Raw genomic sequence first — 26573 nt, forward strand, 5'->3', positions numbered from 1 at the left:
CCTTGGTATGTATTGAAGCTTAAGGATCAGACGTATTCATAAGTCTATTGTAGCTTATTCTGTATACGCTTCCATATATATTTACAAAATCGGGGTAATAAAACAATGAAGAGTAAAAGGACCGACCTGATACGTTCGATGAAGAACGAAAAGGGTCGGTCCTTATTTGTATATTGGATAGCAATCTACTAGGATACGAATTCATGATTGCAGAAAAATGATCGATGTCATGATTTTCGGTAATTCCAGGAACTACTGGTCCCTAACGCCTCTGATGCACCGGAACTTCTTTACGCCCATGTTTCATAGGCGACTGGCATAAAGGACAGGCCTTGCTCTCCCGATCCCGTGTACCAGCAGGGATTCTCTGGTTGACTCGCTGCCAGCCTTTGCAATTGGCGCTGGTGCATAACCACACGTCGACGATCTCCGTCGCAGCGGGTGCAGCCTGATGCTGTGAGCTGGGAGAGGAGCCTGTACCGATGGGTTGGCTCCTCTGACTGGCTGCGCTCACCGTTGCCCGCCCAGCAGATGAAGGCAGGGATGAGCGCTTGGCTGAGGTTGAGGCTGAGGTAGGGGTCTCTATGCGGATTGTGCGTTTTGGCGTAAACGACGAGCGGGCCGTCGACCCGCCGCCCTTGCTTTGTATGCTGTTGCCTTGTTTGCTTTGCTCGTCCGTGACAAACACATCGCGGAAGAAGCGGGAAACCTCCGCTTTTCGCCCCCGATAAAAGCCCGGCGAACTGACAATCAGTTCATCCCGTGCCCTCGTGATAGCGACATAAGCTAATCTGCGCTCCTCTTCCAGCGCATCCAGTGCCTTATCCTCTTTGTCCGACAGCGGACGCTGATCGTCCCTGCGCTCGGCGTCCAAAGCGGACGTATGCGGCAGAATGCCCTCGCTTGCCCCGATCAGGCATACCGAGGGAAACTCCAGCCCTTTGGATTTATGGATCGTCATTAACCGGACGGCATCGGCCTGCTCGTCCCGTTTCATAGCCGCCATTTCCTTATGAATGATGATCAGTCGATCAACAAATTCGACGAACTCAGCTATATTGCCAAAGCGCTTCGCCGAAGCCTCCAACTCATCCAGGCCTTCCTGTATGAACTCCTTATGGAGGGTGATCTCCTGCCGCTCGTCTGCTTCCAGAAACTTGTCATAGAATTGCCGTCTCATCTCCTGTATAGCCTGAAGGGGCTCCATCGCCTTTATTCCCTTAATGAGCTTTGTGCGATCTCTAATATTCTCGACCTGGAAATCCTTCAGGCCAGGAAAGGATAGAAGATGAGATAGAGGGCCCTTCTTGGGACGCGGAGCATCCTGCTGCCGGATGAAAGCCATGCCTTTGTCCCGGTTCATGTACAGCGTATGGAGCATGCCCTCCATTGCCGTGAAATTCCGCCGGTCCAGCGACAGCCGCAGATGGTCCATGAGCGGTTTGACAATCCACTGCTCGTAGAACAGATCTCCATTTTCGTAATGAATGAACGGAATCTCCCGCATCACGAGCTGTTCGAAAATAGCTCGGCTGTTGTTCGCGGTTCGGTACAGAATCGCATGATCGCGGTACTGCTTTCCGTGCTCCCGGACCTGTTCGGTAATATGGGTCAGCAGCAGCTCCGCTTCTTGGTCGGGATCGCCTGGACGAAGGTATAGCGGTACACTGCTGCTCTTGCGGGTAGACCGCAGCTGTTTGGGACGGCGGCGTTCATTGACGCGGATTATTTCATTCCCCAGCCCGACAATCGAGGAGAGGGAACGATAATTGATATCCAATGTCACCACCTTGGCCCCGGGAAACGTCTGGTCGAATTCGAGAATGAATTCGTTACGCGCCCCGTTGAAGCCATATATGGTCTGGTCATCGTCACCGACAACCATCAGGTTGCGATGCGGGGCGACCATCTTCTTCAGCAGCTCATAGGGCAGCAGTCCCGTATCCTGAAACTCGTCGACCATCACATAACGGTACCGCCTTTGAAGGGAGGCCAGCAATCCGGGATCCTGAGACAGCAGACGGTGGGACATGACCAGAATATCATCGAAATCCATCTGGCCGTGGTCTTGCTTCCACGCTTCATAACGGGCGAAGATTTGCCTTTGCTCCACTTCCGCAGGTGTTTTGACAGGCAGCTCGTCAAGTCCGGTCATACTCATTCGATGGGCCGACCAGAGCGATAGCAGCGTCTCGGCTTCGTAGCTATCCTGCAAGCCCATTTCCCGCAGGATCCGCTTCATAATAAATTGCTGATGTCTGGCGCTGCTCAGGATTTCCTGCCTGTAGCCGCGGGTGCGCAGCAAGTATAAGAAGAAAGAGTGGAAGGTTCTTGCCGTTACTTTGGCGGTTTCGCTAGCCCGTAAGCCGGGAAGCGCCATGATGCGTTCCTTCATCTCGGCTGCCGCCTTGGATGAGAAGGTGACAAGCAGGATGGAAGACGGATCGATCTTCTTGGCCGCAATGAGGTAGCCTGTCCGGCTGACCAGCACGGAGGTCTTCCCGGAACCCGCGCCTGCAAGCGTAAGCAGCGGTCCTTGCGTATGTCGTACAGCCTGAATTTGGGCGCGATTAAGCAGCAGCCCCTGTGATTCCAAGCCGCGAAAAAAAGCCGCATCCGGCGCGTCATTGCTGATCAGGTCCTGGCTGTTCTCGAAGGTAGCCAGCTTGGCAAACGGAATATCCTGACGCTCACCGCCGTATGGGCGTTTATAAAAGGGTATGGATGTCATGAAATTCACCAATCATTTCGTATTTCGGTTATCGTTCTACCAGTTTACCGGATTCTCGGAAGTCTGGCAAAGCGCAGGATATGGATATGAACCCCGGGATGCGAACACTTATGAATTCATGATGTGAATTTCAGAGGCGCACGCCAGAATTGAGCTGATTTGTTCCGACACATCTGTCAGCCCAACCCATGGATACGAACCAACTTTACACCCGGGGAAAGTGTTATATCATTTAGGAATGCTTTTAGAAGAGCAAAAAAAAGAACAGACCATGTTCAAGGAGGACTCTTATGCTGGTTGTTATTGCTATTTTGCAGCTCATTATGATAGGCATTTTGCTGAACATCAACGGGAAGCTGAAGCCGCGAGACTATATGGCTGAAGCGATGGAGAGGGACCGCCGAATCCGGGAGGAGCGGGAGAGGAAGCAGCAAATGGAGTTATGGTCACATGAGGCAAGCGCAGGCAGCGCAGATCATTCATGACCTGAATCATTTATATGAATAACAAAAATCCCGGGCTCAAAATAGGGGAGTCCGGGATAGCTGTTGCCTTTATGTGATTTGCCACATCGTGTGCACGGCTCCCTGTGGTGCAAGGTGCGTGGTCGGGGGGAGGCCTGGATGGCTGTTGACATTATTTATGTCAGCAAGCCTGTTGAAGTATACGGCATTCGCCAGAAGACCATCACTCGGTCCAGTTCCACAGCCGCACTTCTCCGACCCGCAGGTCGCGGACCCAGGATACCTCACGCAGGGTCAACAGCTCCTTAACAGGGCCGGTAATGACGGCACCATAAAGACGAACGCCGTTTTGTTCCACGTAAGCTAACGAAGCATCTACGTCAACAAACGGAGCCACCCCGTTGGCAATCAGGTCATACTCTTGCAGCAGCCGCAGCGATTTGATGAAGTGTTCATTCCGCAGTTCCCCGTCTCCATAGGTTTCTATTGAAGGGTAATGTCCGCCGCTGGACACGATTTTGCCAAACCAACCGCGTTTTTCTTCCTTATAGGAGGTAATCGTCAAATCATCATGATGCCAGACGGGATAAGACGGAAAGCCGACAGGATTGGAGATCACATCGTCTCCGCCGCCGAATCGTTCATCCGGTCCGGTATCTACGGCAAACCAGACGGCCTCCATATTCCGGTTCTCGAACTGCTTCAGCAGCTCGTCGGTCGTGAAGAAGCGGTTAAACGATACATAAGCCTCGGCCACGGTACCCTCGGGGAGCTTTTCAAGCCTGGCCCAGTCCCCGCTCTTGGCGGAAGAGGAATCCGGTTGTTCTTTTGACTGTTCTTTACGAGCTTTCTCCGGGTTCGCAGACGAAGTCTCCGGTTGACTATTCGGACGGTAGAAAATCTGCGATGAACCCGAGCTGCCATTATTCCAATTCACATCGACGGTGGGAAGCCCGAACAGGAAGTTGACGGTGTATTCGCCGATAGTTACTCGTTCGCTCCCCACCTGTTTGTCCATGTCCCCGTACACTTCCTGACGGAAGAAAGTTCTGACCTGACTGTTTAGACGAACGTCGATATTAGGTTTTGAGATTGAGATGGCGGAAGCAATGGCATCCCGGTATTTATCGTTGCGGCTGGGATCGCCGACCCCGTAAAACAGCGCCGTAATGATCGAGCTGATGACCAATATAGCCAGAAACGCCGAAATCACGGTCATCGTATTAGAGATCCGAGCTCGCCATTTGCCCCGGCGTACGATTCGCTTTTCTCTCTTGGGCGAAAGGCCGGTCTGATCGTCAGCGGCATGCGGGGGTCTGACATCGCTCGAACGTTCGCTATCCATCATTTCGTTCACGTAAGTCTGGTATTCCTCCAGCTTCTCCATTTCCCGTTCGATTTCGTTTTTTTCCTCGTCAGTCAGCTTGCCATCCGCATAATCCTTCAGCCGCTGCTTGAATTCTTCGCTCATAACGTTCCGTCCTTTCGTTTCATGTCCCGCAGCCGCTGCCTGGCCCGAAATAACGTGATTTTGATATGGGATAAGGTGATGCCCATAATATCCGCCGCCTCCTGGTATGAGAACTGATGAAAATCCACCAGAAGCACCGCTTGCCGCTGCTTCTCCGGAATATCGGTTAACATCTGTCCGATTTCTCTTTGGACTTCTTGCTGGAGCAGCGCATTCTCCGGGGTGTTCCGGTCAACCATCTGCTCGAAAAAAACAGCATCCTTGACGATGCTTCGGCTCGCTTTGCGCTGATAATCCACATAAGCGTTATGGGCAACCCGAAATAGCCATGGCTTGATTCGTTCTTCCTTCCAATCCTCGAGATACAGATATGCCCGGTAAAAGGTTTCCTGTACCATGTCTTCGGCCGTATGGTGATCGTAAGAGAGGGAGTATAAGTAACGATAAACGTCTTTCACATAATATTGATAAATCGATTCCAGACTGTTCAGTTTCATGGCCTCCCCTCTATGTAATAACACGTATAACCAGGGCATAAAGTTACAGTTAGGCTGTGAAACATGGTACTGGGTTTTAGCCCGAAAACCGCAAAAGTAAAAGCCCGCCAGGTGAGCGGGCTTCCGATAGAATATGAAGTGCTGCATCGAAAGGGGGAATGCGGTAAATGGTGGGGCTCACGCGCCGTGCAGCATTCGGAAATCACTTGCTGTTCTTGTTTATGTATGCTGTTGCCTCTCCATTCAAGGATTTGGGAATCATCCCGATCGCATCGGCACCGACAGAGCCGATCTGATATTCAAGCGCTTCCGAGAAGTCCCGCAAGGGGACGTAGAGCTTGTTCTGAATGACAACGGGGGACTCGGACAGCTTGGCTTCCGATCCGTTGACCAGGATTTTGGAATGGGACGGTACGGCTTTTAGAAAACAGCAGCAGCGCCAACGGCCGTGCCGGCTGTCACCGCCACGCCGACAAGAAACGTTTTTTCATATTATCCTCCCATGGCGGTAGACTTTTACACCATTATATACCAATTCGGCGTTACCTCAATTGAATATCTGGATCCAACACGATAATCCGCTGTTCATCCAACGCGGTGTGCAGCAGTTCATCCTTCAGTTGCTGTGTGCTGGTTATGACGTCAGGCTGGTTTGTCTTCATATCCGTCGTCAGTTTATTCACTAATCGTTCGATCGATAACATATCCCGATATTCCGGCGGAGAGTAGTCTTCCCAGTACTGATCTTCGCTGATGCCCATCGTATCCAGTATGCGCAGGTGCTGTTCTTGCACCTGTCGCGGCTGGGTCTGGAGCGTTTGCCGAAGCGCGTTGGCCCTTTGAATTCCATCCTCCAGACTCGCCGCGACGCCTTGTTCGTCGGCCAATTGAAGCATCAATTCCTTTGTTGCCATTTCTTTAAGAAGCGTGGAGTCATCAGGAAGGGGCGCGGTGCTATGCGCGAGGTTATTCTTATAGGCAGTTAAATTGGTATGCGTGATGTAGGTGGAACCGACTTGAATCAGCGCCTGTCCGTTCATAGTGTCGTTCATGCGGTCATTCTGGCCCGAGCGATGCGAAGCATCCGTAAAGAATAGTATGATGCTTACCGTCAGGACGCTTGCCACAGCGATGCTGAGAATGGTGATATATTTACGGTTTATTTTCATACCTACCTGACACCTCTCTTGGCTGGGATATATGAAAACGAAGTTATATTATAGACGTTTCATCAGCCTGAAAGGTTCTGGATAAATATGAAAAAACGCCTGAAGGCACGGATCAAAGTGCTTTCAGGCGCAGAAGGCTCATGATGATGGAATGATAGACTTCGCGTTGAAGCTTACTTACGAAGCAGGCGGGTCTTATGTGCATAGATAATCGCTTTGTCCGTGAGAAAAGCAGCGTAGAGGAGCAGGAAGACCGAATAAGGAAATCCGGTACCGTCCAGGCTGGGAACCAACCATTCGGCGGCAATAAAATACAGTAGGGTCAGCAGCACCGGGAGCTGCCGTTTCAGACGATATTTCCAAACCGACCAGATAACGCCGGCAACCCCGGCAAACAGCATGACGAGACGGACGGCGTCCAATGCGGATTGTACGACCTTTCTTGCCTCCTCATTTCCGATCGCTGCTGCATATTTGGAGGTACGGCCGGCAAATATGCTCCGGAAGAGATGAACCAGAGGGTTGCCTTCGATGTATCTCGATTCCAGCCACAGCGAGGCAAGGTTCCACGGACCGGACATATACATCAAACGATTGAACAGCGGGATGTTCAGCCACCATGGAGACAAGATGAGCAAATAACCCGCGCTAATAAGAACGAGCCCGCCGGTTACGATTTTGACCGGACTGCGGTACTTGATCCAAAAGGGAATGAACAGTACAGGGTACAGCAGCGCCTGAAGGTTGTAGCAAGCCATAAGCGCCGTAAGCGCGCCGGCAGCCGCGTACCAGCCAGCCTGCTTCAATTCAAGCGCTCCGATGACGGCGCAAACCAGAAGCAGCATCAAGGTTTGCATGGTCGTATCCGGCAGGATCAGCCGGACTGCGCCGTAAGCCGGCCAGAACAGCGCGTAAATCAAACATGACAGAAAAGCGATTCGCGTATTAAACATGTAGCGGGACAGCACGAAAACCAAGTAGACGGAAATTGCATGAAAGACGCATTGGAGCAGCTGGTAGGCAATCAGGGCAGCATCCATGCTTCCGAATAAGGCGGTAAGTCCGGCAATCATAAGCGGCACACCGGGCATGACGCTGGAGGCATGGACTTCCAGGTCTCCACCGGGGTGGCTGATCATGGCCGCACTTTGAATATATCGTTCTTCAATCACGCTGCTTATGCTCGGGGAACGTTCATGAAGACCAGTAAGAACCAGCAGACATGACATAACCAGAACCGCTGCAATCAGTACCAGCAGCATCCTTCGCTGCACACGGTTTAACGTCCATATGGAAAACAAAGGGTCCACTCCACTCTTTTATATAATCTCTAGGGTTCAAATCATCATACATACTCTTATATATTAAAGAAAAAACGATGAAATAAAAAGGCTCCGCCAAAACGGAGCCCATAAGTTCAAGTTAAGCTGCAGCGACAGGGTCAGCCCACTATTAAAAGCCGCTGTGATACTTATCGTTACTGGATGAACGATTCTTTGACGTCCCGTCCCGCTGCTTCTCTTCCTGGCGCTCCAGCCTGGCGTCCTCCATCGGAATGGGGTCCACATGCTGCTCGCTCTCGTGCATATCGAACAGGCTTTCTTGTTCCGTCGGATATTGTTCAGGGTGATCCATGTTGCCGGGACCGTTGTGAAGCGGTAGATCCTTTTTCTTGTCAGCCACCGTTGCTCACCTCATTTATCGTTGTGATACTACCTTTATACCTTATTTGGGGAAGTATCAAACATGAAGAGGTGATAACGGGAGGGGGCATAGGTCTTATTAAGACGTCTCCGAACCGGCTGCAGGCTGCTGCTGCGCTTCTGCTTTGAGTCTTAAATAACGGATAAACAGCTCAACAAGCTCCGGGTCGAATTGCGTGCCCGAGCAGCGGAGCAATTCCTCAATTCCCTCCTCGAAGGTTTTCGTTTTTTGGTAAGGCCGTTCCGTTGTCATCGCGTCAAAGGAATCGATAATGGTCAGCATCCGGCACAGCTTGGGGATTTGGCTGCCTTTGAAGCCGTGCGGATATCCGCCGCCATCATATCTTTCATGGTGCAATTCGATATAAGGAACCAGTTCCTTGAATTTCTCGTTCGTTTCCGCAATGCGTTTACCCCAGCTGACATGTCGTTTGACGGTTTCCCATTCGCCGGCCGTGAGCTTGTCCCGTTTGTTCAAGATCCCCCAAGGAATCTCCAGCTTGCCGATATCGTGAATGAGTGCGCCGAGTACAAAATTGCGTCGCTCCACACTATCAAGCCCGAGCACTTCGCTGATGTCCATGGCATAGCGGAATACCCGTTTGGAGTGTTTGAACGTATCTACATCTTTATACAAGAACAGCTTCAGCTGCTGCTCAATATCGCGGACATCTTCCGCGAAGTCGATCTCGGATTCCTTTTCGGCGCCGCTCCCGTATACATGCACATTATTCTTACCCTGCTTCTTGGCATAGTACAGCGCCTGATCGGCAAGCTCGACAAGCTGTGACTTGTCATGGATATCGATCCGATAGGACGCAACGCCGGCAGAGAAGGAGAGACACCCGGAGGGGAAAATCTCGACGCCGTCAAAATAGGTATCGTTCAGTTTTTTGCGGAGCCTGTTAATGAAGGAACGGGCCTTATTGTCATCGTAACCCGGCATTAGAATCGTGAATTCCTCACCGCCGAAACGGGAAGCCACCACCTCGGCCGTTTCGGATTCCACCTTGAGGTAATTGCCGAGAAATCCTAGCAGCATGTCCCCTTTCAGGTGTCCGAATTGATCGTTGTATTTCTTGAAATCATCGATATCGATCATAGCCAGCGACAATGGCGTCTCATTAGCCTTGGCTTTCTTGATCTCGTCTTCCAGCAGGCTTTCAAAATAACTGTGATTATACAGGCTCGTCCGTTGATCCTTGATTGCTTTTTCCTGTACTTCGTTATACATCGTGAATAGCTGTTTAAAGGAATAAGAGAGCATCACGCTCAGGCCTATGAATAAGGTGAGACCGAATACGCCGTTATGTACGATAAGAACGGAGAGGACCAGCGACAGTATGAGTGTACTCAAATACACGAGCAGGGTGTCCTTAATGAAGGACTTCAGAATGTCGTATAAAGATCCCCGATATAACAAGTAATAATAAAATCCAAGCAGAAACACGTTAATAATAAAATAGACGAGCAGGGCGCCAAGATAAGCACCAAAATGATCATTGATGATGGGGCCCGGTTGTCCTCCTGCAGCCTTAAAAACAAGCGAGGAACCAACGATCATGAGTGTATATATGGAGAAGTTGACAAAATGCTTCCAAAAAGGGATCTTCCTGTCATACAGTGCTGTTGCTAGAGTATTGAATAGGATTACCGAAAGAGCAAAGGGGGCGCCATATATAAATATGCAAGCTAAATAAACGGAAGAATCCATAGATTGCAAATTACCCTCAGGCGGCAGCTGGAAGGTGAAGTAATTTAATATTAGGGCGGCGCCTAACATTGCATAAACCCATACCCACTGTGAAGGAGAGTAGTATATAAATTCTCCTTGATGTACTAGTAGAAAGGTTATACAGCCCATAAGTGAAATGAACACAAAGTACAGCTGTCCCGGAAGTTCCCTGGAAATCTTAGGACGCTTGAATATGGACATAACGGTTTCTCCTCAATTAAAAAAGCATGGTGTGTATTCTCCACATTTTAAGATATATTGCGTCGCAAAACAACGAAAAAGATGTAAAAAAACAGGCTGAGCATTCCAGCCTGTTTTTTTACATGTTTATGTTATCCCAATCTGTATCCGGAAGTCAGAGCGACAACAACGGAAGCAACGATGATCGCATTCAATACGATGCGGGAATACTTAATTTTATCAGTTTTCTTCATAGTTCTCCCTCCTTTCCAGGTGGTATGATGTATGATTAATTTTGCGGTTCAGCATGTTCAGTCGTATCGGATTTGCGCATTAAGGTTTGAACATTGGTATTCTTCCCGGAAGTCATAAAGTGGACAATGTAGAGGAATATACCGATATTCATGATAATATCTCCGATACTGATTACCTGCGTTCTTGGATAGGGTGGAGATAATGGAATGATGTCACCAAGAAGGGACAGGCGGGTAGAAGCGTCCATAAGATAGTGCTTGGTAGTAGCTGTGGCATCCATTAGCATGTCCACATAAACGGGATCCAGCACGGAAGCTGCGCTCATGGAAACGGGCATTCTGCCACCGTTCACTGCCATGACAAGGAAATTCAGAAAGACACCTGCCAAGATGCTGCCAAAACCTTTCTGATCCCGGTTCATCCAGAGAAAGATCATGCCGGCAACATAGATGAACATAAAGACGTAGCCGCTTGCGGCTGCCAACCAATCAGAGTTCACTTGAAAGCGGAATATCAGCAGCTGCACAATCAGGAGTATAGGGAAGATTAAGCCGCCCTTCAGACGAATCTTACTGAATTGCTGCAGTCCATGACGGAGTCCGCCACGTATCAGTCCGACAATTAACCCGAGTATAATGCCGTCAAATACCATGATAGAATTCCTACTTTCATAGTTCATTATCTCTGTAATTAAGATAGTTCGACAGCGAATTGGAAATTCCTTCAACAAAAATCAAATTTTATGAAAAAATGTAAGGGTCTGATAAAAAGCTTGTCCCTTCCTGTATGAATCTAATGAATTATGTACATTATAACAGATTAAAAGGATAAATCTTCCTACTTTTTTCGTGTTTCTGTTGCAGAAAAGAGCAAATTCTTGAACTTTACATACCTATGGGGGGTATAGTAAGGTTAAATGGTACAACATTATATGATAGGAGGACGACAATATGAAACAAGTGACATTGACAGTGGAAGGCATGTCCTGCAACCATTGCGTGAACTCGGTGGAAGGCGCGCTGAAGAATGCGGGAGCTTCTGGTAAAGTCGATCTTGCATCCAATACAGTGGCCGTCGAATACGACGAAACCAAGGTCACCCTTGAAGCATTGAAAGAAGCGATTGAAGAGCAAGGCTACGATATCGTGTCCTAACGAAAGATTCCCTGGAATACTCCAAAGCCGCGAGTTTTGGCTAAAATAGGAGCCGGCTGCTGAAGGCGATCGACAGCAAGCCGGTTTTTTTGCGCTTCGATGGCTGGCCGACTTAAGCTTGCACTGCCCAAGCCGAAGTTTCATAATAGATGGAACAATTCTTTAAGAGCCTAAGGAGTGGATACCCGATGAATGATACCATATCACTTCTGATGAACCATCGATCGATTCGTAAATATTCGGATCGGCCCGTGTCCGAGGAGCAGCTAAGGACAGTTGTGGCAGCAGGTCAGATGGCATCAACCTCAAGCAACGTCCAGGCATACAGCGTGATTGCCGTTACCAATCCGGAGAAGAAGCAGCGGTTGGCCGCTTTAGCGGGAAATCAGGCGTATATTGTGGAATCCCCGGTATTTCTGGTGTGGTGCGCGGATCTGTATCGTTTGAAAAAAAGCGCAGAGGCGCACGCGGTTGATCAAGAGACGTATGAAGATTCGACCGAGAATTTCATCGTGGCCACGGTGGATGCCGCTTTGGCTGCGCAGAATGCCGCGATTGCTGCGGAATCGCTTGGTCTTGGCATCGTGTACATAGGTGGGGTCCGCAACTCCATTGCCGAATTCTCCGAGGCTTTGGAACTGCCGGAGCTGGTCTATCCGGTATTTGGCATGTGCCTGGGCTACCCGGATCAGGAGCCGGGGCTTCGTCCCCGGCTTCCGGTGGAGGCTGTTTTGCACCGCGACAGCTACGATCCGGCGGCCTTGGAAGAAGTGAAGAGTTACGATCAAATCTCTTCCGATTATTTGTCCAAACGCACCCATGGCAAGAACAACACGCCGTGGTCGGCGCTTATGGCTAAACGCCTGGCAGAGCCGGTAAGGCTGCACATGAAGGACTTCCTGAGGGGGAAGGGGTTTATGGGGCGTTAGACATGAATAGAGAAAGCGGGTACGGCTGCTCTCGTAAAACAATAGAGAGCAGGTACGGTGACTCTCGTAAATCAATAGAGTGAGCGGGTACGGCTGCTCTGTGGGGAATACTCCGGAGGGCACGGCGCTAGGAACTAAGACCGGCCGCGTAACCGAAGCCGGCACGCAACCAAGCCCGGCCGCGTAACCAAGCCCGGCTGGCGTGGATTGGTGGCGTGGGAGACGCAGCGCTCCGAAAGTTTGCCGTAGCTTCCAGCTGCAAGCCGGAACGAGTTACGGCCTGGCAGCAAAGCAAGCCCGGCTGGCGTGGGATTGGTGGCGTGGGAGACGCAGTGTTCCGAAAGTTTGCCGTAGCATCCAGCTGCAAGCCGGAACGCGTTACGGTCCGGCCGCGTAGCAAGCCCGGCTGGCGTGGGATTGGTGGCGTAGGGGACGCAGTGTTCCGAAAGTTTGCCGTAGCTTCCAGCTGCAAGCCGGAACGCGTTACGGTCTGGCAGCAGCAGGATCGGACCTCAGATCCGTTATTTTCGCTATGGGCTCGTTTTTGCCGATCTATCGGACACCCGTTCCGTTAATTAGCGTATAATCCGAAAAATAAGGGCCATATTCGGTGAATAACGGACCTCATGTCCGTCACCATTCGAGAAATGGTGCTTTTGATCAAAATAAGGTCCGCTGAGTCCGCTAAAATATGCAACTCGCTAAGCGTGCCGCCATGTACGAGCTTGAACGTAAGTCATAACACAGGAAGCGTGCCGCCATGTACGACCCTTGAACGTAAGTCATAACATAGGAAGCGTGCCGCCATGTACGACGCTTGAACGTAAGTCATAACATAGGAAGCGTGCCGCCATGTACGACGCTTGAACGTAAGTCATAACACAGGAAGCGTGCCGTCATGTACGACGCTTGAACGTAAGTCATAACATAGGAAGCGTGCCGCCATGTACGACGCTTGAACGCAAGTCATAACATAGGAAGCGTGCCGCCATGTACGACCCTTGAACGTAAGTCATAACATAGGAAGCGTGCCGCCATGTACGACGCTTGAACGTAACTCATAACACAGAAACGGGGCTGTCCCAAGGGACAGCCCTTTTTTCAGTCTGCCCCTATTATACGGAGATTGCTGATCAGGATGACATGCCGAGTCATTTGCCGATGCCCTGCTGACGGTATTGTCCGGGCGTGATCCCTTCCAGCTTCTTGAACATTCGATTGAAGTAGGGAGGCTGATATCCTGCGGCTTCCGCAATCTCGTGAATGCGAAGATCGGTGGTCAGCAGCAGTTCTTTGCAGCGGTTCATGCGCACGGTGGTCAAGTAGTCTATATAATTCGTGCCCGTCATCTGCTTAAACGCTTTGCTCAGCTGGGATACACTGACACCGGCTTCCATGGCCATGGTATCCAGGGACAGGTCTTGCATCCCGTTTTGCTCGATTTGCTCCAGTACGTTTTCGACCAGCGATTTCATGGAACTGTTGAAGTTCTTGGTTAACTGATCGAGGTAGGGTTCGATGATTTCTTTCTGGAACCAGGTCACGCAGGCCTTCGGATCCCGAAGCAGGGACAGCTGTTCCTGCAGATTGGAGAAATCGTACACCTGGTATGGATTCAAGCCAGCCTGCAGCATAGACCGGTGAACGCTGGTAATTAACCGCATGAGGCCGTGGTGGACATGCCACTCCGAGCCTCCTCCGGCTTGAAGCGCCGTTACGAAGCGGCTTAGGGAGCGCAGCGCATCCCCTTGAAGCCCAAGATTCAAGGTGTGAATGAAATCCTGCTCCAATTCCAGCGGAAAGTCGATCCAGTCGTTTTTCTGGGAAAGCACGGTTTCTGCTTCCAGCAGCTGACTGCCCGCGTCAAAGGAGCGGTAATGCAGCGCCCGCTTGGCCTGTTCAAGAATATGGGGAACATCGGTCCAGGTTGAGCTTGGTCCGCCCAATACGATGGTTGCCGACATGCGGAGTGTATCGCGCAAAGCCCGCATGACCTGATCGCACAGCTGCCTCATCATACGCGTCTGTTCATCGGTTTTATGGGAAGCCGGAACGATCAAGATGACGCCGAAGGAGCCGTCGAAGAAATTGATGGGATGCATATATGCGCTTATGTCCTCTGCCAGCTCCTGGATCACGTTCAGAGCGGCATAGGTGAGAAGATGCTGGTCATTTTCCGTCAGCGGCGTCCGATCCTCCCCGTGGGTATGCTGCTGAAGCACGATGGCCGAGAACTGCTTATCGGTAATGTCAAGATCCATCTCCTGCAGCTTGAGCACGTATTCGGGCTCCGTCAGGTGGGCGGCTTGTCCACTCAAAAATTGATTGATATAAGCCTCCCTGATCGCGGGCAAGGATCGCTTCCACTGGCTTTGCAGCGTATCATGCGAGAACCGGTACTGCTTCCACTCGTGTTCAATATAATCCAGCTCATTGTATCGCGAGCTCGGTTTGGCCTGATCGCCGCCAATCATATTCAGCATTTTGCGAATAGGACGATACATGCTCTTAGAGGCAAACCAGCTTACAGCCAATGATGCCGCGAGCGCAAAAGCAAAGCAAATCAGAATGATATGGGTGTACGGCTTCGTTGGAGCAATGATCTTGGATTGCGGCGTGCCTGAAACATAGGTCCAACTTTGCTGCATCTTTTCGAATTGAACGGTATTCACCAGCAATACATCCTGGTCGACCGGAACCTTCAACCGCAAATTCGTACTCCGGGCATTCTCGGGAAGCTTCAGCTGCTCCTGAATCGCGCTCATCGCCTTCGGCATGCTGCGGCTCATCCCCGACTCCCCGATGACATGACCATGGTCGTCCAGCAGGAACGAGAGATTCTCGCTATTGCGAATGACGTGCAGCTTCGACGGATCAATATAGATGACGATCGCGCCGTAGGGTGTATGACCGTTGAAGGGAAGTCGCATGACAAGCGCATGGGAAGATTTGTCCTTGTTAAAAGGCCGCTCCAGGTCATGGACCCAGAACATGTCCGTATCTCCTTCCATGAGCTTGTTGAAGTTTAACGCATCCTGTTCCTGATTCAGCGTCCGCAGCCCGAGATCAGGCTCCATGATTTTATTTTGCTTTTTGATATAGAGATAGACCTGATCCACCAGGGGATCGGCATTCTCCACCAGGTTCAGCGTACTGAACAGCTCGTTTGTCTCCTCGATATTCGATACAAAGTCCATATCGGACAAGGAAGGCTTGAAATGGGGTTTCACCACCATATTGAGGGCGTAGTGGACCAACTGGGTGAATTGCTCGTCTACTTGTCTCGCTGCGTCAACCAAAGCTTCCTCGTTCCGCTGCTGATATTGGTTAATCATATGCTGGTTGCCCACATAAAGGTAAACGGCCGTTATGGCCGAGATGGGGAGGCATGTTAACAACACGGCAAGCGCGATGCTTCTCCAATACATAATACCTTTGAAAACGGATTCAGGATTCTGTTGCCTCATTACTTTAACCCCCTGTTGGCATAAACAAATCAAAGGCTTGATCGAAACGAGCCGGTAAATGATTACATACTATCATAGCGAAAGAGTGGATGAGTTGAAAAGATCATATCTTCCCAATTGAGGTCGGGTCAACGTTAGCGATGAACCGAATCGGACGTTCATTCGCCGTGGAAAAAAAGTGCAATGCAAGGAAACGAAAGGTTCCTCAATACCTTAGAGACCCAAGCATTTCCCTGTGTTGTGCAGCGAACGGACAAGGGATTGGAGTCGGCGGAAAAAAAGTGGAATTGCATGGAATGTTGCAACCGTTTACATTAGGACTACATTCCGTGAACGGTATGTTGAACGAGATGACAAGGCTGAAAGTGAGGGAGTATCGATGAAAGCACAAGAAACCGTTCAGTCGGCAAAAGGAAACGGGAGCCCCCCCATTAGCGTGAAATCCAAAACGAAGTGGGGGCGGATATGGTCGGATGTTGTGCGCGACAAGTATTTGTACGTGCTGGCCTTGCCGGGACTGATCTTTTTTATCATTTTCAAATATATTCCGATTACGAATCTCGTGATTGCCTTCCAGGAGTATTCTCCATACTTTGGAGTGTTCGGAAGCCCCTGGGTTGGGTTCGAGCATTTCACCAGGTTTTTCTCCAATGATGATTTCTGGATGCTGCTGCGCAATACGCTGGCGATCAGTTTTCTAAGCTTGATTTTCTTTTTCCCGGCACCGATCATTTTATCTTTGATGCTGAATGAAGTGCGAAGCTCCTTCTATAAGCGGACCATTCAATCCCTGGTGTATATCCCCCACTTTTTATCCTGGGTATTGATCTACGGCCTGACCTACCTTATGTTTTCGCAATCGGAGGGCTTGTTTAATAAGTGGCTTATCTCCATGGATTGGGAGACGATCGATATTCTCTCCAACCCGAACTACTTCTGGGGTATGCTGACGGGACAATCCATCTGGAAGGAAGTCGGCTGGGGAACCATCATCTTTCTCGCGGCCATCGCGGGAGTGGACCCGCAATTATATGAAGCAGCCGTCATGGACGGTGCGGGCCGTATGAGACGGATGTGGCATATTACCCTGCCCGCGATGCGCAACGTGATCCTGATTCTGTTGATCCTCCGTCTGGGAACGATTCTGGATACGGGATTCGAACAGATTTATCTGATGATGAATGCACCTGTTACCAATGTAGCCGAAGTGTTCGATACCTATGTATACCGGGTAGGGATTCGGCAGGGAGAGTTCAGCTACAGTACGGCCATCGGATTATTCAAATCGATTGTCGGCGTCATTCTGGTGGTCACGGCCAACCGGTTGGCGAGGCGGTACGGTCAAGAAAGCTTGTACTAATGGATGGGCGAAGACAAGGAGGAGTAAGACATGCATGAGAAAGGATGGAAAACCAGGCTGTTCGGGCTTGTGAATAACGGACTGCTGCTGATCATCGGTTTGGCAACGATATTTCCGATTTATTATACCGTTATTTTGTCGTTTACCGATCCGGTGGAGTATTATCAACGAAGCTTGATATTATGGCCGCGGGTTTGGACGCTGGATGCTTATAAGCATTTGCTCTCCAACGGATTGTTTGTCACCTCGATTTCAGTGAGCGTGTTCCTGGCTACGGTCGGCACGCTGCTCAGTCTGCTCGTTACCGGGGGCATGGCTTACGCGGTGTCCCGCAAACGCCTTCGGTTTCGCAAGGCGATCATGATTATGGTGTTAATCACCTTTCTCTTCACGCCGGGGCTGGTTCCGCTGTATCTGGTCGTCCGAAATGTGGGACTCATTGACAGCGTCTGGTCGCTGATCCTGCCCAGCTTGACCAGCGCATGGTATGTGCTGCTCATGAAGGGATTCTTCGACAGCATTCCGGACAGTCTGGAGGAAGCCGCGATGATTGACGGCTCCAATGATATCGGCGTGTTCTGGCGAATCATTCTGCCGTTGTCGCTGCCGGCGCTGGTGGCTTTCGGATTGTTCTTTGCGGTCGGCTATTGGAATACGTACTTCAACGCACTGATGTTTATTAACGACCAGAAGATGTGGCCGCTGCAAGTGCTGCTCCAAAATATGCTTGTGGATCCGACGACAATGGGATCGGGAAGCGGCGGAGGCTTTGCCTTCCAAGTGAACCGGCCCGTCCCGACGGAAACGTTGAAGATGGCGGCGGTCGTTATTGCAACCGTTCCTATCATGTTAGTGTATCCATTCCTGCAGAAGCACTTCGCCAAAGGAGCGATGGTAGGCTCTGTCAAGGAATGAATCGATATACGGTCTATCTGCCATCATGATCAGTCAGGCGAGATGTATCATTATAAGGGAGGTCTAATGATGAGAAAAATGGAAACAAAGCCGGGCAAGTCGTTTTTAAAAATGTCGGGGGTGCTGCTCTTGGCAAGTTCGCTCTTGCTAAGCGCATGCGGCAGCCGAGAAGGAAGTGCACCTGGCGATAACGAAGGCGGAACAGACAGCAGTGAACCTACAAGCATTACGATACAGACCCTGAATTATGCCACCGAATTCATAGACAATACCAATGCACTATGGAAAGAGCTTGAGAAACGCACCAACACCAAGCTGAATATTACGTGGCTGTCGCCGTCCACGGCCGAAGAGAAGATCAATGTCATGCTGGCATCCGGCGATCTTCCAGAGGTTACTTTCGTGGAAACGATGCAGAACCCGCAGCTGCAGAAAATGCTGAAGCAGGGAGTCTTCTGGGATCTGACGCCGTTTCTTAAAGACTACCCGAATTTGAACCGCGAAGAACTGAAGGAAATGTGGGAAATCACCAAGATGGATGGCAAGAACATCGTCATTCCTCGTTATTATCCGAGCTATGGCGGAGGCGTGTTCCCGATGATCCGCAAAGACTGGCTGGATGCCCTACAGCTGGAAACACCCAAAACGCTGGATGAGTTCCATAACGTGTTAAAGGCTTTTAAAGAACAGGATCCGAATGGTAACGGACAGGCCGATGAGATTCCATATGCCGCAAATCCGGGGGCCCTCGCTTATATTTATAATATATTTAATGAAACGCAAGGGTCCTGGAAGCTTCAACCCGATAATACTCTGACTCCGATTATGACATCGGACGAGTCAAGGGAGGCCATGTTGTGGATCAAAAAGGCTTATGACGAGGGCTTATTCCCCAAAGACTTCGCAATCATGAAGTTCTCGCAGGTGATGGATACGATGCGAAGCGCCAAGGCAGGGGTAGGGGGCATGTCCATGAACCATGCCTGGGTGACCGGCGAAGCCGTGAAAGGCGTTGATCCCAAGGCGGATCTGATGCCGCTTGCTTACTTGGAGAATGCTAACGGGGTGAAGTATACGCCTTCAGGATCGCCGTACTACGGCGTGTACCTGATTCCGAAGAAAGTGCCGGAGGCGAAAGTGAAGAAAATCCTCGAGTTTTTCGATTACGGTTATAGTCAAGAAGGCAATGAAATGCTGACCTACGGAATCGAAGGTGTCCATTACAATGTGGAGAACGGGAAGAAGGTTGCAACCCCGCAGGCCGCTGTAGATAAGACGGGTGACGGCAACTTGAACAATATGATTCACCTCGTCAGCGACGATATGGCCATCAGCGCGGTAGGGATGCCGGATGAAGTATACGAGCGGAACGTAGAGATCGTCACAGAGCGAAAGACGGTCAAGGTTCCGAATCCTTCGGGAGAGCTGTATTCGGAAGCCTATAACAAATACTATCCCGAGCTTTCCAAGAAAGTGGAGGATATGCGGGTCATGGTCATCACGGGCAAAGAACCGGTTGAATCGTACGATAAACTGATCGAAACGATCAAGAGTGATCCGAAGATGAAGGAAATTACAGAAGAGATGTCAAAGGCATATCAGGAGAAGTACGTTAAATAAGTATGTTAAATAAGTACGTTAAATAAGGGAATCCAAAACCACAATGCTGCAGCTTGCATTGTGGTTTTTTGGCGTGAATAACAGAAATAGCCCCTCCATGTTATATTTCTGATGTCTAATATTAAACATCCTATAATTTTACATTAAAGCATAAAATATTACATGAGGGGAGGATATAAAGTCATGGAAACGAAGGAAGGCATAAAGTTTAATATCGAGCAAGAACGGCATAAGCTTCATAAGATGAAGCAGCGGTATCGTGATTTTAATCATCCCAAAGTCCTCAGACAATCAATCGTGCTCGATGAGTTGATTAATCAATATAACCGATTTCTTAAAGAGAACAAGCCGATTGCCTAAACAACCGACTTGAGCTGAATGTAGATTCTTTTTATAGATCGTAAAGTCTCGCGGCGTTCTCATACAAAATCCTGCGGGCCTCGGATATGGACAACCCCTGAAGCTCAGCCCATGCCGCAGCCACAGAAGCCGTCATCCGTGGATGGGTCATCTGTCCGGTGAACGGACCCTCGAACGGCCAAGGACCATCGGTTTCGGTCATGACGAGATGATCCGGATATTTACATGCCATATCACGAATTTCTTCCTCATAGAGGATGTCAGGCGTAAAGGAAATATAGTATCCGTTACCCGCCATCCGCTGCAAGTTGTCGCGTGAGCCCTTGAACCAATGAAAATGGGCACGAGTGACGCCGTATTTTTCGAGCAAATCACATGCGATATCCGCATCTTCATATACAGCGTGCAGAATGACCGGTTTATGATGCTTTTTAGCAAATGCTATAAATTGCTCCAGCAGATCGGCGTAAGGACGGTTATCCCAGGGACGGCCCTCCGATTCAGCCTCCAGCCTGGCGTAATAGGGGAGACCCACCTCTCCTACGGCAACCATCTCATCGGCATGCTCTACCATCCAATCCAGCAGTTCTTCGGTTTCGTCAGAGGAAGGGAGGGGCTGCTCCGGATGATAACCGAAAGCTGGCCGCACCATCGGTCCGTACTGCCTGGCCAGCTCCAGGTTTCGCTTGCAGGAAGCCAGATGCATGGAGACGGAGATGAGGGATTGAACCTCATGATGGCGGATATCCGCCAGAATCGCTTGTTGATCGGATAACGAATAACTATCCAGATGAATATGAGTGTCCATCAGTGGGAAATCCGCTTCACGCTGCATGAATGATTTCATCGTTACATAACCTCGCTTGTAAGCTTCCATGAAGCATTTTGCTGATCATGGATGTATGTATTCCGCTGGCCTTCATCGGTCAGCGTTTGTGCTGTTCTTCCCGCATGATGGCGGAAATTTCGGTTTTTAATGCAATGAAGGACGGATCCATCAGGATATTTTCCCGGCGTGGACGGGAAAAAGGGACTTCTACCCTTTTCAAGATGGTTCCGGGCCGTGCCGACAGGATATAGATGCTGTCCGAGAGGAGCAGCGCCTCCTCGATATGATGGGTGATCATCAGCACTGAACGGCGCGTATCCTCCCAGATATCGAGCAGCCAACGCTGCATATCGCTGCGCGTCAGCGCATCCAATGCGCTGAACGGTTCGTCCAGGCACATGACTTCCCGTGGACTCATCAGTGCGCGCAGAAAAGCCGCCCGCTGCTGCATTCCGCCTGAAAGGGTGTGCGGATACGCTTTTTCGAAGCCGGAGAGTCCGGCCCGTTCCATCCAGCTGCGGGCATGTTCCCTGGCGGCGGCTTTCGAGGTGCCCCTCAGCTCCTCGGGAAGAAGCACGTTGTCCTCCACCGTACGCCAAGGGAAGAGTGCCGGCTGTTGAGGCATATAGGCGATGCGGCCTTTTTCCCCGGTCACGTCCTGACCATCCATGAGAACGGAGCCCGCATCCGGAGCCGTTAACCCCCCGATGATATGGAAGAGCGTGCTCTTTCCGCTGCCTGAAGGACCAATCAAGGAGACGAATTCCCCGGGCTGCACCTGGAGCGAAAGATCATCCAGCACATGCACTTCGCTGCGCCGCTCGCGGAAGGTTTTACGAAGGCTGCGAACCTCAAGGGCAGGCGCTGGCGGGACCGCTGCAGAGGATCGGCCAAGCCTGTCATGATCCGACAGGGATACTTGATGTGTCATATCGCAAAGCAGCCTCCTTTTATATATGTTGGAAAATGTCCATTCACAATGGTTTTAACCTTTTCGATTCCAGCGAATCAGCCGCTTCTCCAGCAGGGTGATCAGCAGCACCATCAGCAGGCTGAGCAGGACGATGACCAGGATGGCAACAAACACCCGGTCCGTGCGGTAGCCGGATTTTTGCAGCATCATGTAGTAGCCGATTCCCCGGTCCGAGCCGATCCATTCCCCGATCACCGCACCCATGACCGAATAGGTGGCCGCAATGCGAATCCCGGAGAAGATGGAGGGAAGGGCATGCGGCAGCTCCAGCTTGGTGAAAATTTGCCACGAGGTAGCTCCCGCCATCTGCATATAATTCATCATGGTGCGGTCAGTACGGGCGAGTCCGTCCAGGGCCGCAACAGCGACAGGGAAGAAGCAGACCAGCGTAATCACGATAACCTTGGGCAGCATGCCGAAGCCGAACCAAATCATGAGAAGCGGGGCAAGGGCGATGGTCGGCACATTCTGGCTAAGAATAAGAAGCGGATAAAGGGCGGTTTTGAGAAAAGGCACCATGTGCAGAGCCAGCGAGATGACAAGACCGATCGCCGTGCCGATCATAAATCCGATCAGGGTTAATTGCAGGGTGGCCGCTGTATGCTGGAAGAGACCGGAAGCTCCGGTAACGGCCTCATGCCCGATGGCCGTCGGCGCAGGCAAAATAAAGGGTTCAATGTCGAATACGGATACTGCGGCCTGCCAAACCATCAAAAAGAAGAGGACCGCCACAACGGGCGGCCAAACAGAACTCCACCAGCTTTTCATGGACGGTATTTCTCAGTCAGCTTATCCATGCTGATGCCGGTCGGATGATGCGCGATTTTGACTTGGGATATGATGCTGGGACTTCCCGCATTCACCAGCGCCTCGTGCATGCGCTCAACGATCTTGAGCAGCTCGGAGAGCTCTCCTTCCATGGTCGTTTCGAGTGCATGGACCTCATATTTTACGCCCGATTCCTGAATGACCTTGATCGCTTCATCCACATAAGGGATGCTGTCGGCCCCGTTTGGCGTTCTCGGTATTACTTGAATGCTTAAGAGTGTATTCGCCATATAAACTCATCCTTTCGTGCAAGCTATATTGTAATGGAAGAGAGGCGGCCTGCTGTCTCTCCTCTTAAATAGAAATAACCTTATGGCTGCTCCGGTAAAAATTCATTGGTAAATGCGCGGTCCGCGTCAAGTTCCTTCTCCAGCAGCTTGCGCTCAAACATCCAGTCGGCATACCCCGACCATACTTCGGCTTTCTGCTCGCCCCAGCGGGGTGCATCATCCTGATAACGGGGGCTCAGCCATTTCTGGCTGGCGAGAACCAGTTCGGCATCCAAGTCAGGAACAGCCTTCGTAAGCAGGGCTGCCGCATCTTCAGGATGTTGAATCGCAAAGTCATATCCTTTTGAAGTCGCCCGCATGAACGCTTTGACAAGCTCGGGGTCCTCCTGGATCTGCTTCTCGTTCGTTACGATCACCGGTGTGTAATAATCAAGCTGCTCCGAGTAGTCCTTCACATAAATCATGTCAAGCGGCTCATTGCGAAGCTCGGCTTCAATCCCCGTCCAAGCATAGAAGATCCAGGCAAAATCAATGTCGCGTTTCACGGCCGTAAAATAATCGGCATCGCCCATATTGACCATATTCACCTTGCTGACATCGGCGCCATCAATCTCCATGATGGATTTCATGACGGCTTCCTCCACAGGCGAGCCCCAGCCTCCATAGGATTTTCCTTCAAAATCGCCTGCCTTCACGATGCCCTTATCCTTGGGGGCGGCAAAGCCGGATGTATTATGCTGAATGATCGCTGCAATGGAAACGAGCGGCAATCCTTGCGTTCTGGCCAGCGTTACGCCTTCCTGATAGCTGATGCCAAACGGGACGTTTCCGGATGCGACCAGCGTATCGGTTCCGCCTGCTCCCGGCTGGACGATCTGGACATTAAGCCCTTCTTCCTCATAATACCCAAGCTCCTTCGCTGCATACAGGCCGGTGTGATTCGTATTGGCGGACCAATCGAGCATCAGCTGTACGTCACGGAGTTTCCCGGGAGTCTGACTGTCTTCGCCTTCGGCACCTGTCTTCTTGTTCTGTCCGCTTGTGCCGCATCCAGACGCAACCATCAGCAGGACGCAAGCAAGAAGCAGCGGAATCCATGTTCCCTTCTTCATCGTTTCTTCTCTCCTTTGAATTCTCTTTCTATAACCTCGTTAACTCCACAAAAAAAGCGCCCTGATGATATCAGGACGCATGACGGCGTAAGTGTATACCACGGCAAATGAACAGCTGCCGCAAACATGGGCTTCCTACGCTGGCATTACCCAGATCAGGTGTAAGGGTCAGTATCATATCGGATACACTCTCAGCCGGCCAAATTCCAGCTCCCCCGGTATTTATGAAGTTTCGATCATTACATCCGCTATTATAGTCCTAACACACCAGACCTGTCTAGTTCGAAGGGGCACGAACGAGGCAGGTCTTGGTTTAGAACACGTATGCAATTGGAAGAATGAATGGAGCTATGAACCTTTCACAAGATAAAGGATTTGAATAAGGCTTCTACCGTACGTAAGAGGTTAGCGCTGGAAAAACTCAATCCACTCCCCTTCGGGACCGTGAACGAAGAAATAGCGATACCCATTCGGGAGCGTCACGATTTCCTCATCCAAGTGAGGTACGTCCAGTCCCTGAACGCGAGCATATTCCTCTTCGATGTTATCCGTGCTGACGGCAAAATGATGAACGGTCCCTTCTGCGGGCAGCGTGTCGCTGTAACCCTGAATAAGCTCGACCTCCGTTTCGTCGCTGCCGTTAAATCCGAGGAATGCCAGCTGGATGACGCCATTGGTATGGGTAAGGCGATCCTTCAGTTCAAGTCCGACGACGGCGGTGTAAAAGGCGATCGTGGTTTCAAGGTCCCGGACGACAATGCCGACATGATCCAATCGTTTCTGTGACAAGGCTAAACACCCTTTCCGATTCATATGAGATATGAATGAAATATTATCACATAATTCCTATACGTCAAGTGGGTCTTGAAGGCGGTAACTTTTCGGAGTGTTACGGGTTTCATAGAGTAGAATCCGTGGTTTTTCTTTCATTTCCTCATCTTTACTTTTGGGTGGGTAAAAAGTATCATGAGAACTAGAAGTATTAATTCTAAAGACCTAACAAACAAGTGTTGAAAAAAGCTTACCTTTTGGCCGAGGAGGAATGCTTATGAGTCCAACTCCAGCAGATCATCTGTGGATTCGACTCGCCATGATATATGCATTCATTCAGATAATGATCGCTCTGTGGATGCCTGACGCTTTATCGCTTCAGCGTGTTCTAGTCATTATTCCTCCTGCAGCCGCCTCCGTTTATTTAATGCGGATTAGTCGGCGCTATGAGGTGCATCTTCGCAGGTTTTGGTTTATTGTGAGTCTCGGATTGATGGGGGATGCAGCGGCCCGAATCATTTACGCATGTCATGTTTGGTTTGGAAAAGAGAGCGCTTTCTCTCCAGCTCTAACCCATTTCTTCTGGGGGCTCGAACTCATCCTGTTCGCAAGTTCTCTCATTTATTTATTCCGGCATGTACAGGGTTCGTTTCGGGGGCTCCGGTTTATGCTGGACATCGTGATTGTTGGCATAACGGTCATGACGGTAGGATGGGAGTATTTCATCAAACCTGAGCTTGAGGGTCTGGCCCATGAGGCAGTATGGGGAAACATTTGGGTGGACATGCTGTATCCGCTGTGCGCAATGGTACTTATTTTTTTTACGCTGGTGTTGTATTTTAATACCGGACAGTTAAGGAAATGGTCGGCCATTCTGTTATGTCTTGGCGGGAGTACTTATATTGCAGGAGATGTTCTATACATCTATCTTGTTGATCTTATGGGTATCGAGGCACGTCCCTACCTGTATCCACTCTATTCATTATCGGTATTTTTTATTAGTTTCGCAGGTGGGCAGTCTGCCCCTGATTCCCGTAAGCCCTCTGTTGGCGAGCGGGAGCCGCGTTCGATCGGAAACCTGATCGTAAGGTACCTGCTTCCCTACAGCGTGCTTGGCGGGATGTTTGCCCTTATGGCGCAGCGTTTTGGAGGGTGGAATGGACTGTTTACCGGCCTATCCCTGTGCGTTATCCTGATTTTGTTCAGGCAGATTTTGATTCAGTTCGAGAACGACCGTTTGTTTGCCCGACTGCATGAAAGTCTGATGCAGAGTGAATCCCTGGCACATCGCGATGATCTTACGGGGCTGTATAATCGCCGTTATTTTAATGCAAGGCTGTCGAGTTCGCTGAAGGAGGCGGACCGCAAAGGTTCCCGCGTAGGCTTGCTGTATATGGATATGAACCGTTTCAAACGAGTCAATGACCGATACGGCCACCGTGCCGGCGATTTGTTGATACGAAAGGTTGCAGACCGGCTTCAAACTCTCGAATCCAAGGGAATCTTGGTTTCCCGATTAGGAGGAGACGAATTCACCGTCATGATCCATCCAGCCGGCGAAGATCAGGAGCTGATCTGGATGGCGGAGGAGATTTGGACGATGCTTAGCGAGCCGTACGACCTGGAAGGACATGAGGTTCGAACCACGCCGAGTATCGGCATTGCGGTTTACCCGGATCATGCCAGAAATGACCAGGAGCTGATTGGCCGCGCGGATGCAGCGATGTATGCGGCAAAGGAACGGAACGCCCCTTGGCATTTTGATGTGGAGCGGACGATGCTGCTGCAGCTTTTAGATCAAAAGGTTGAGTAGAAGAATG

25 protein-coding genes, 1 pseudogene and 1 riboswitch are annotated in these 26573 nt (G+C 50.5%); of the genes and pseudogenes, 10 read left to right on the plus strand and 16 right to left on the minus strand.

Features of this window, described 5'->3' with window-relative positions:
- Window positions 1-262 precede the first annotated feature (262 nt).
- Window positions 263-2731: a UvrD-helicase domain-containing protein gene (locus PAEVO_RS23605; protein ID WP_100539957.1), complete on the minus strand. Its 2469-nt coding sequence runs from the start codon at window positions 2729-2731 to the stop codon at window positions 263-265.
- Window positions 2732-3021: 290 nt separating this feature from the next.
- Between PAEVO_RS23605 and PAEVO_RS23610 the strand changes: the two genes are divergently transcribed.
- A complete protein-coding gene (locus PAEVO_RS23610) occupies window positions 3022-3216 on the plus strand; it encodes a hypothetical protein (protein WP_100539958.1) in 195 nt (64 codons plus the stop codon).
- A gap of 202 nt (window positions 3217-3418) precedes the next feature.
- On the opposite strand, the gene PAEVO_RS23615 is transcribed toward PAEVO_RS23610, so the two are convergent.
- Complete coding sequence (locus PAEVO_RS23615; protein ID WP_100539959.1) at window positions 3419-4666, minus strand: anti-sigma factor; 1248 nt, start codon at window positions 4664-4666, stop codon at window positions 3419-3421.
- On the minus strand, window positions 4663-5163 hold the full coding sequence (locus PAEVO_RS23620) for a sigma-70 family RNA polymerase sigma factor (RefSeq protein WP_100539960.1): 501 nt from the start codon (window positions 5161-5163) through the stop codon (window positions 4663-4665). The genes PAEVO_RS23615 and PAEVO_RS23620 overlap by 4 nt, the downstream gene beginning before the upstream one ends.
- Window positions 5164-5330: 167 nt before the next feature.
- On the opposite strand from PAEVO_RS23620, the gene PAEVO_RS34705 reads away from it, so the two are divergent.
- On the plus strand, window positions 5331-5459 hold the full coding sequence (locus PAEVO_RS34705; RefSeq protein ID WP_279300475.1) for a hypothetical protein: 129 nt from the start codon (window positions 5331-5333) through the stop codon (window positions 5457-5459).
- Between the two features lie 50 nt (window positions 5460-5509).
- Here the strand turns inward: PAEVO_RS34705 and PAEVO_RS34935 are convergent.
- From PAEVO_RS34935 to PAEVO_RS23650, 6 genes and pseudogenes are all read right to left on the minus strand, one after another.
- Window positions 5510-5560: pseudogene (locus tag PAEVO_RS34935) on the minus strand (hypothetical protein); the annotation flags it as partial.
- Window positions 5561-5705: 145 nt separating this feature from the next.
- Window positions 5706-6332, minus strand: coding sequence for a phage tail tape measure protein (locus PAEVO_RS23630; RefSeq protein ID WP_100539961.1), 627 nt, complete (start codon window positions 6330-6332; stop codon window positions 5706-5708).
- A gap of 173 nt (window positions 6333-6505) precedes the next feature.
- Window positions 6506-7633: an ArnT family glycosyltransferase gene (locus PAEVO_RS23635; protein ID WP_100539962.1), complete on the minus strand. Its 1128-nt coding sequence runs from the start codon at window positions 7631-7633 to the stop codon at window positions 6506-6508.
- Window positions 7634-7784: 151 nt separating this feature from the next.
- Complete coding sequence (locus tag PAEVO_RS23640; protein ID WP_100539963.1) at window positions 7785-8015, minus strand: hypothetical protein; 231 nt, start codon at window positions 8013-8015, stop codon at window positions 7785-7787.
- Between the two features lie 99 nt (window positions 8016-8114).
- Window positions 8115-9971, minus strand: a complete 1857-nt coding sequence (locus tag PAEVO_RS23645; protein WP_100539964.1) for a bifunctional diguanylate cyclase/phosphohydrolase — start codon at window positions 9969-9971, stop codon at window positions 8115-8117.
- A gap of 268 nt (window positions 9972-10239) precedes the next feature.
- Complete coding sequence (locus PAEVO_RS23650) at window positions 10240-10857, minus strand: DUF5317 domain-containing protein (protein WP_100539965.1); 618 nt, start codon at window positions 10855-10857, stop codon at window positions 10240-10242.
- Between the two features lie 298 nt (window positions 10858-11155).
- Here PAEVO_RS23650 and PAEVO_RS23655 point away from each other — a divergent pair, with 298 nt between their 5' ends.
- The 3 genes from PAEVO_RS23655 (at window position 11156) to PAEVO_RS23665 (ending at window position 12863) form a co-directional block, all read left to right on the plus strand.
- The gene (locus PAEVO_RS23655) at window positions 11156-11359 is read left to right on the plus strand and encodes a cation transporter (RefSeq protein WP_100539966.1); all 204 of its coding nucleotides are present in this window, start codon (window positions 11156-11158) and stop codon (window positions 11357-11359) included.
- Window positions 11360-11547: 188 nt separating this feature from the next.
- Window positions 11548-12288 (plus strand): oxygen-insensitive NADPH nitroreductase, encoded by a 741-nt coding sequence (nfsA, locus tag PAEVO_RS23660; RefSeq protein WP_100539967.1) that lies wholly within the window; start codon window positions 11548-11550, stop codon window positions 12286-12288.
- A 215-nt stretch (window positions 12289-12503) separates the two neighbouring features.
- Complete coding sequence (locus tag PAEVO_RS23665; protein WP_100539968.1) at window positions 12504-12863, plus strand: hypothetical protein; 360 nt, start codon at window positions 12504-12506, stop codon at window positions 12861-12863.
- 576 nt (window positions 12864-13439) lie between these two features.
- Here the strand turns inward: PAEVO_RS23665 and PAEVO_RS23670 are convergent.
- Window positions 13440-15755: a helix-turn-helix domain-containing protein gene (locus PAEVO_RS23670; protein WP_100539969.1), complete on the minus strand. Its 2316-nt coding sequence runs from the start codon at window positions 15753-15755 to the stop codon at window positions 13440-13442.
- A gap of 379 nt (window positions 15756-16134) precedes the next feature.
- On the opposite strand from PAEVO_RS23670, the gene PAEVO_RS23675 reads away from it, so the two are divergent.
- The 4 genes from PAEVO_RS23675 (at window position 16135) to PAEVO_RS23690 (ending at window position 20010) form a co-directional block, all read left to right on the plus strand.
- Window positions 16135-17115, plus strand: coding sequence for an ABC transporter permease (locus PAEVO_RS23675; protein WP_100539970.1), 981 nt, complete (start codon window positions 16135-16137; stop codon window positions 17113-17115).
- A 30-nt stretch (window positions 17116-17145) separates the two neighbouring features.
- A complete protein-coding gene (locus tag PAEVO_RS23680; protein ID WP_100539971.1) occupies window positions 17146-18030 on the plus strand; it encodes a carbohydrate ABC transporter permease in 885 nt (294 codons plus the stop codon).
- A gap of 66 nt (window positions 18031-18096) precedes the next feature.
- Complete coding sequence (locus PAEVO_RS23685; RefSeq protein ID WP_100539972.1) at window positions 18097-19650, plus strand: extracellular solute-binding protein; 1554 nt, start codon at window positions 18097-18099, stop codon at window positions 19648-19650.
- A gap of 183 nt (window positions 19651-19833) precedes the next feature.
- Window positions 19834-20010 carry an aspartyl-phosphate phosphatase Spo0E family protein gene (locus tag PAEVO_RS23690; protein ID WP_100539973.1) on the plus strand — a complete coding sequence of 59 codons (177 nt, stop codon included), beginning with the start codon at window positions 19834-19836 and terminating at the stop codon, window positions 20008-20010.
- A gap of 31 nt (window positions 20011-20041) precedes the next feature.
- Here the strand turns inward: PAEVO_RS23690 and PAEVO_RS23695 are convergent, their stop codons facing one another.
- The 6 genes from PAEVO_RS23695 to PAEVO_RS23720 form a co-directional block, all read right to left on the minus strand.
- Window positions 20042-20857 (minus strand): TatD family hydrolase, encoded by an 816-nt coding sequence (locus PAEVO_RS23695; RefSeq protein WP_100540249.1) that lies wholly within the window; start codon window positions 20855-20857, stop codon window positions 20042-20044.
- Window positions 20858-20936: 79 nt separating this feature from the next.
- Window positions 20937-21770, minus strand: coding sequence for an ABC transporter ATP-binding protein (locus tag PAEVO_RS23700; protein ID WP_100539974.1), 834 nt, complete (start codon window positions 21768-21770; stop codon window positions 20937-20939).
- 54 nt (window positions 21771-21824) lie between these two features.
- Complete coding sequence (locus PAEVO_RS23705; RefSeq protein WP_100539975.1) at window positions 21825-22580, minus strand: ABC transporter permease; 756 nt, start codon at window positions 22578-22580, stop codon at window positions 21825-21827.
- The gene (locus PAEVO_RS23710) at window positions 22577-22870 is read right to left on the minus strand and encodes an MTH1187 family thiamine-binding protein (RefSeq protein ID WP_100539976.1); all 294 of its coding nucleotides are present in this window, start codon (window positions 22868-22870) and stop codon (window positions 22577-22579) included. The genes PAEVO_RS23705 and PAEVO_RS23710 overlap by 4 nt, the downstream gene beginning before the upstream one ends.
- A gap of 80 nt (window positions 22871-22950) precedes the next feature.
- Window positions 22951-23982 carry an ABC transporter substrate-binding protein gene (locus PAEVO_RS23715; RefSeq protein WP_100539977.1) on the minus strand — a complete coding sequence of 344 codons (1032 nt, stop codon included), beginning with the start codon at window positions 23980-23982 and terminating at the stop codon, window positions 22951-22953.
- A 115-nt stretch (window positions 23983-24097) separates the two neighbouring features.
- Window positions 24098-24209: riboswitch (TPP riboswitch) on the minus strand.
- A 178-nt stretch (window positions 24210-24387) separates the two neighbouring features.
- Window positions 24388-24771 (minus strand): VOC family protein, encoded by a 384-nt coding sequence (locus tag PAEVO_RS23720; RefSeq protein WP_279300476.1) that lies wholly within the window; start codon window positions 24769-24771, stop codon window positions 24388-24390.
- Window positions 24772-25030: 259 nt separating this feature from the next.
- Between PAEVO_RS23720 and PAEVO_RS23725 the strand changes: the two genes are divergently transcribed.
- Entirely contained in the window at window positions 25031-26566 is a 1536-nt protein-coding gene (locus PAEVO_RS23725) for a GGDEF domain-containing protein (RefSeq protein WP_100539979.1), read from the plus strand.
- The last annotated feature ends 7 nt before the right edge of the window (window positions 26567-26573 follow it).

The organism is Paenibacillus sp. GM2FR, from assembly GCF_002803325.1.
GTDB classification, from domain to species: domain Bacteria; phylum Bacillota; class Bacilli; order Paenibacillales; family Paenibacillaceae; genus Paenibacillus_AQ; species Paenibacillus_AQ lautus.

Coding starts and splice junctions, on each gene's coding strand:
- PAEVO_RS23725 (WP_100539979.1), top strand. CDS start 25,031: ATGAGTCCAACTCCAGCAGATCATCTGTGGATTCGACTCGCCATGATA.
- PAEVO_RS23630 (WP_100539961.1), bottom strand. CDS start 6,332: ATGAAAATAAACCGTAAATATATCACCATTCTCAGCATCGCTGTGGCA.
- PAEVO_RS23705 (WP_100539975.1), bottom strand. CDS start 22,580: ATGAAAAGCTGGTGGAGTTCTGTTTGGCCGCCCGTTGTGGCGGTCCTC.
- PAEVO_RS23700 (WP_100539974.1), bottom strand. CDS start 21,770: ATGACACATCAAGTATCCCTGTCGGATCATGACAGGCTTGGCCGATCC.
- PAEVO_RS23695 (WP_100540249.1), bottom strand. CDS start 20,857: ATGAAATCATTCATGCAGCGTGAAGCGGATTTCCCACTGATGGACACT.
- PAEVO_RS23650 (WP_100539965.1), bottom strand. CDS start 10,857: ATGGTATTTGACGGCATTATACTCGGGTTAATTGTCGGACTGATACGT.
- PAEVO_RS23680 (WP_100539971.1), top strand. CDS start 17,146: ATGCATGAGAAAGGATGGAAAACCAGGCTGTTCGGGCTTGTGAATAAC.
- PAEVO_RS23675 (WP_100539970.1), top strand. CDS start 16,135: ATGAAAGCACAAGAAACCGTTCAGTCGGCAAAAGGAAACGGGAGCCCC.
- PAEVO_RS23645 (WP_100539964.1), bottom strand. CDS start 9,971: ATGTCCATATTCAAGCGTCCTAAGATTTCCAGGGAACTTCCGGGACAG.
- PAEVO_RS23685 (WP_100539972.1), top strand. CDS start 18,097: ATGATGAGAAAAATGGAAACAAAGCCGGGCAAGTCGTTTTTAAAAATG.
- PAEVO_RS23620 (WP_100539960.1), bottom strand. CDS start 5,163: ATGAAACTGAACAGTCTGGAATCGATTTATCAATATTATGTGAAAGAC.
- PAEVO_RS34705 (WP_279300475.1), top strand. CDS start 5,331: ATGGTGGGGCTCACGCGCCGTGCAGCATTCGGAAATCACTTGCTGTTC.
- PAEVO_RS23710 (WP_100539976.1), bottom strand. CDS start 22,870: ATGGCGAATACACTCTTAAGCATTCAAGTAATACCGAGAACGCCAAAC.
- PAEVO_RS23655 (WP_100539966.1), top strand. CDS start 11,156: ATGAAACAAGTGACATTGACAGTGGAAGGCATGTCCTGCAACCATTGC.
- PAEVO_RS23605 (WP_100539957.1), bottom strand. CDS start 2,731: ATGACATCCATACCCTTTTATAAACGCCCATACGGCGGTGAGCGTCAG.
- PAEVO_RS23615 (WP_100539959.1), bottom strand. CDS start 4,666: ATGAGCGAAGAATTCAAGCAGCGGCTGAAGGATTATGCGGATGGCAAG.
- PAEVO_RS23715 (WP_100539977.1), bottom strand. CDS start 23,982: ATGAAGAAGGGAACATGGATTCCGCTGCTTCTTGCTTGCGTCCTGCTG.
- PAEVO_RS23690 (WP_100539973.1), top strand. CDS start 19,834: ATGGAAACGAAGGAAGGCATAAAGTTTAATATCGAGCAAGAACGGCAT.
- PAEVO_RS23670 (WP_100539969.1), bottom strand. CDS start 15,755: ATGAGGCAACAGAATCCTGAATCCGTTTTCAAAGGTATTATGTATTGG.
- PAEVO_RS23610 (WP_100539958.1), top strand. CDS start 3,022: ATGCTGGTTGTTATTGCTATTTTGCAGCTCATTATGATAGGCATTTTG.
- nfsA (WP_100539967.1), top strand. CDS start 11,548: ATGAATGATACCATATCACTTCTGATGAACCATCGATCGATTCGTAAA.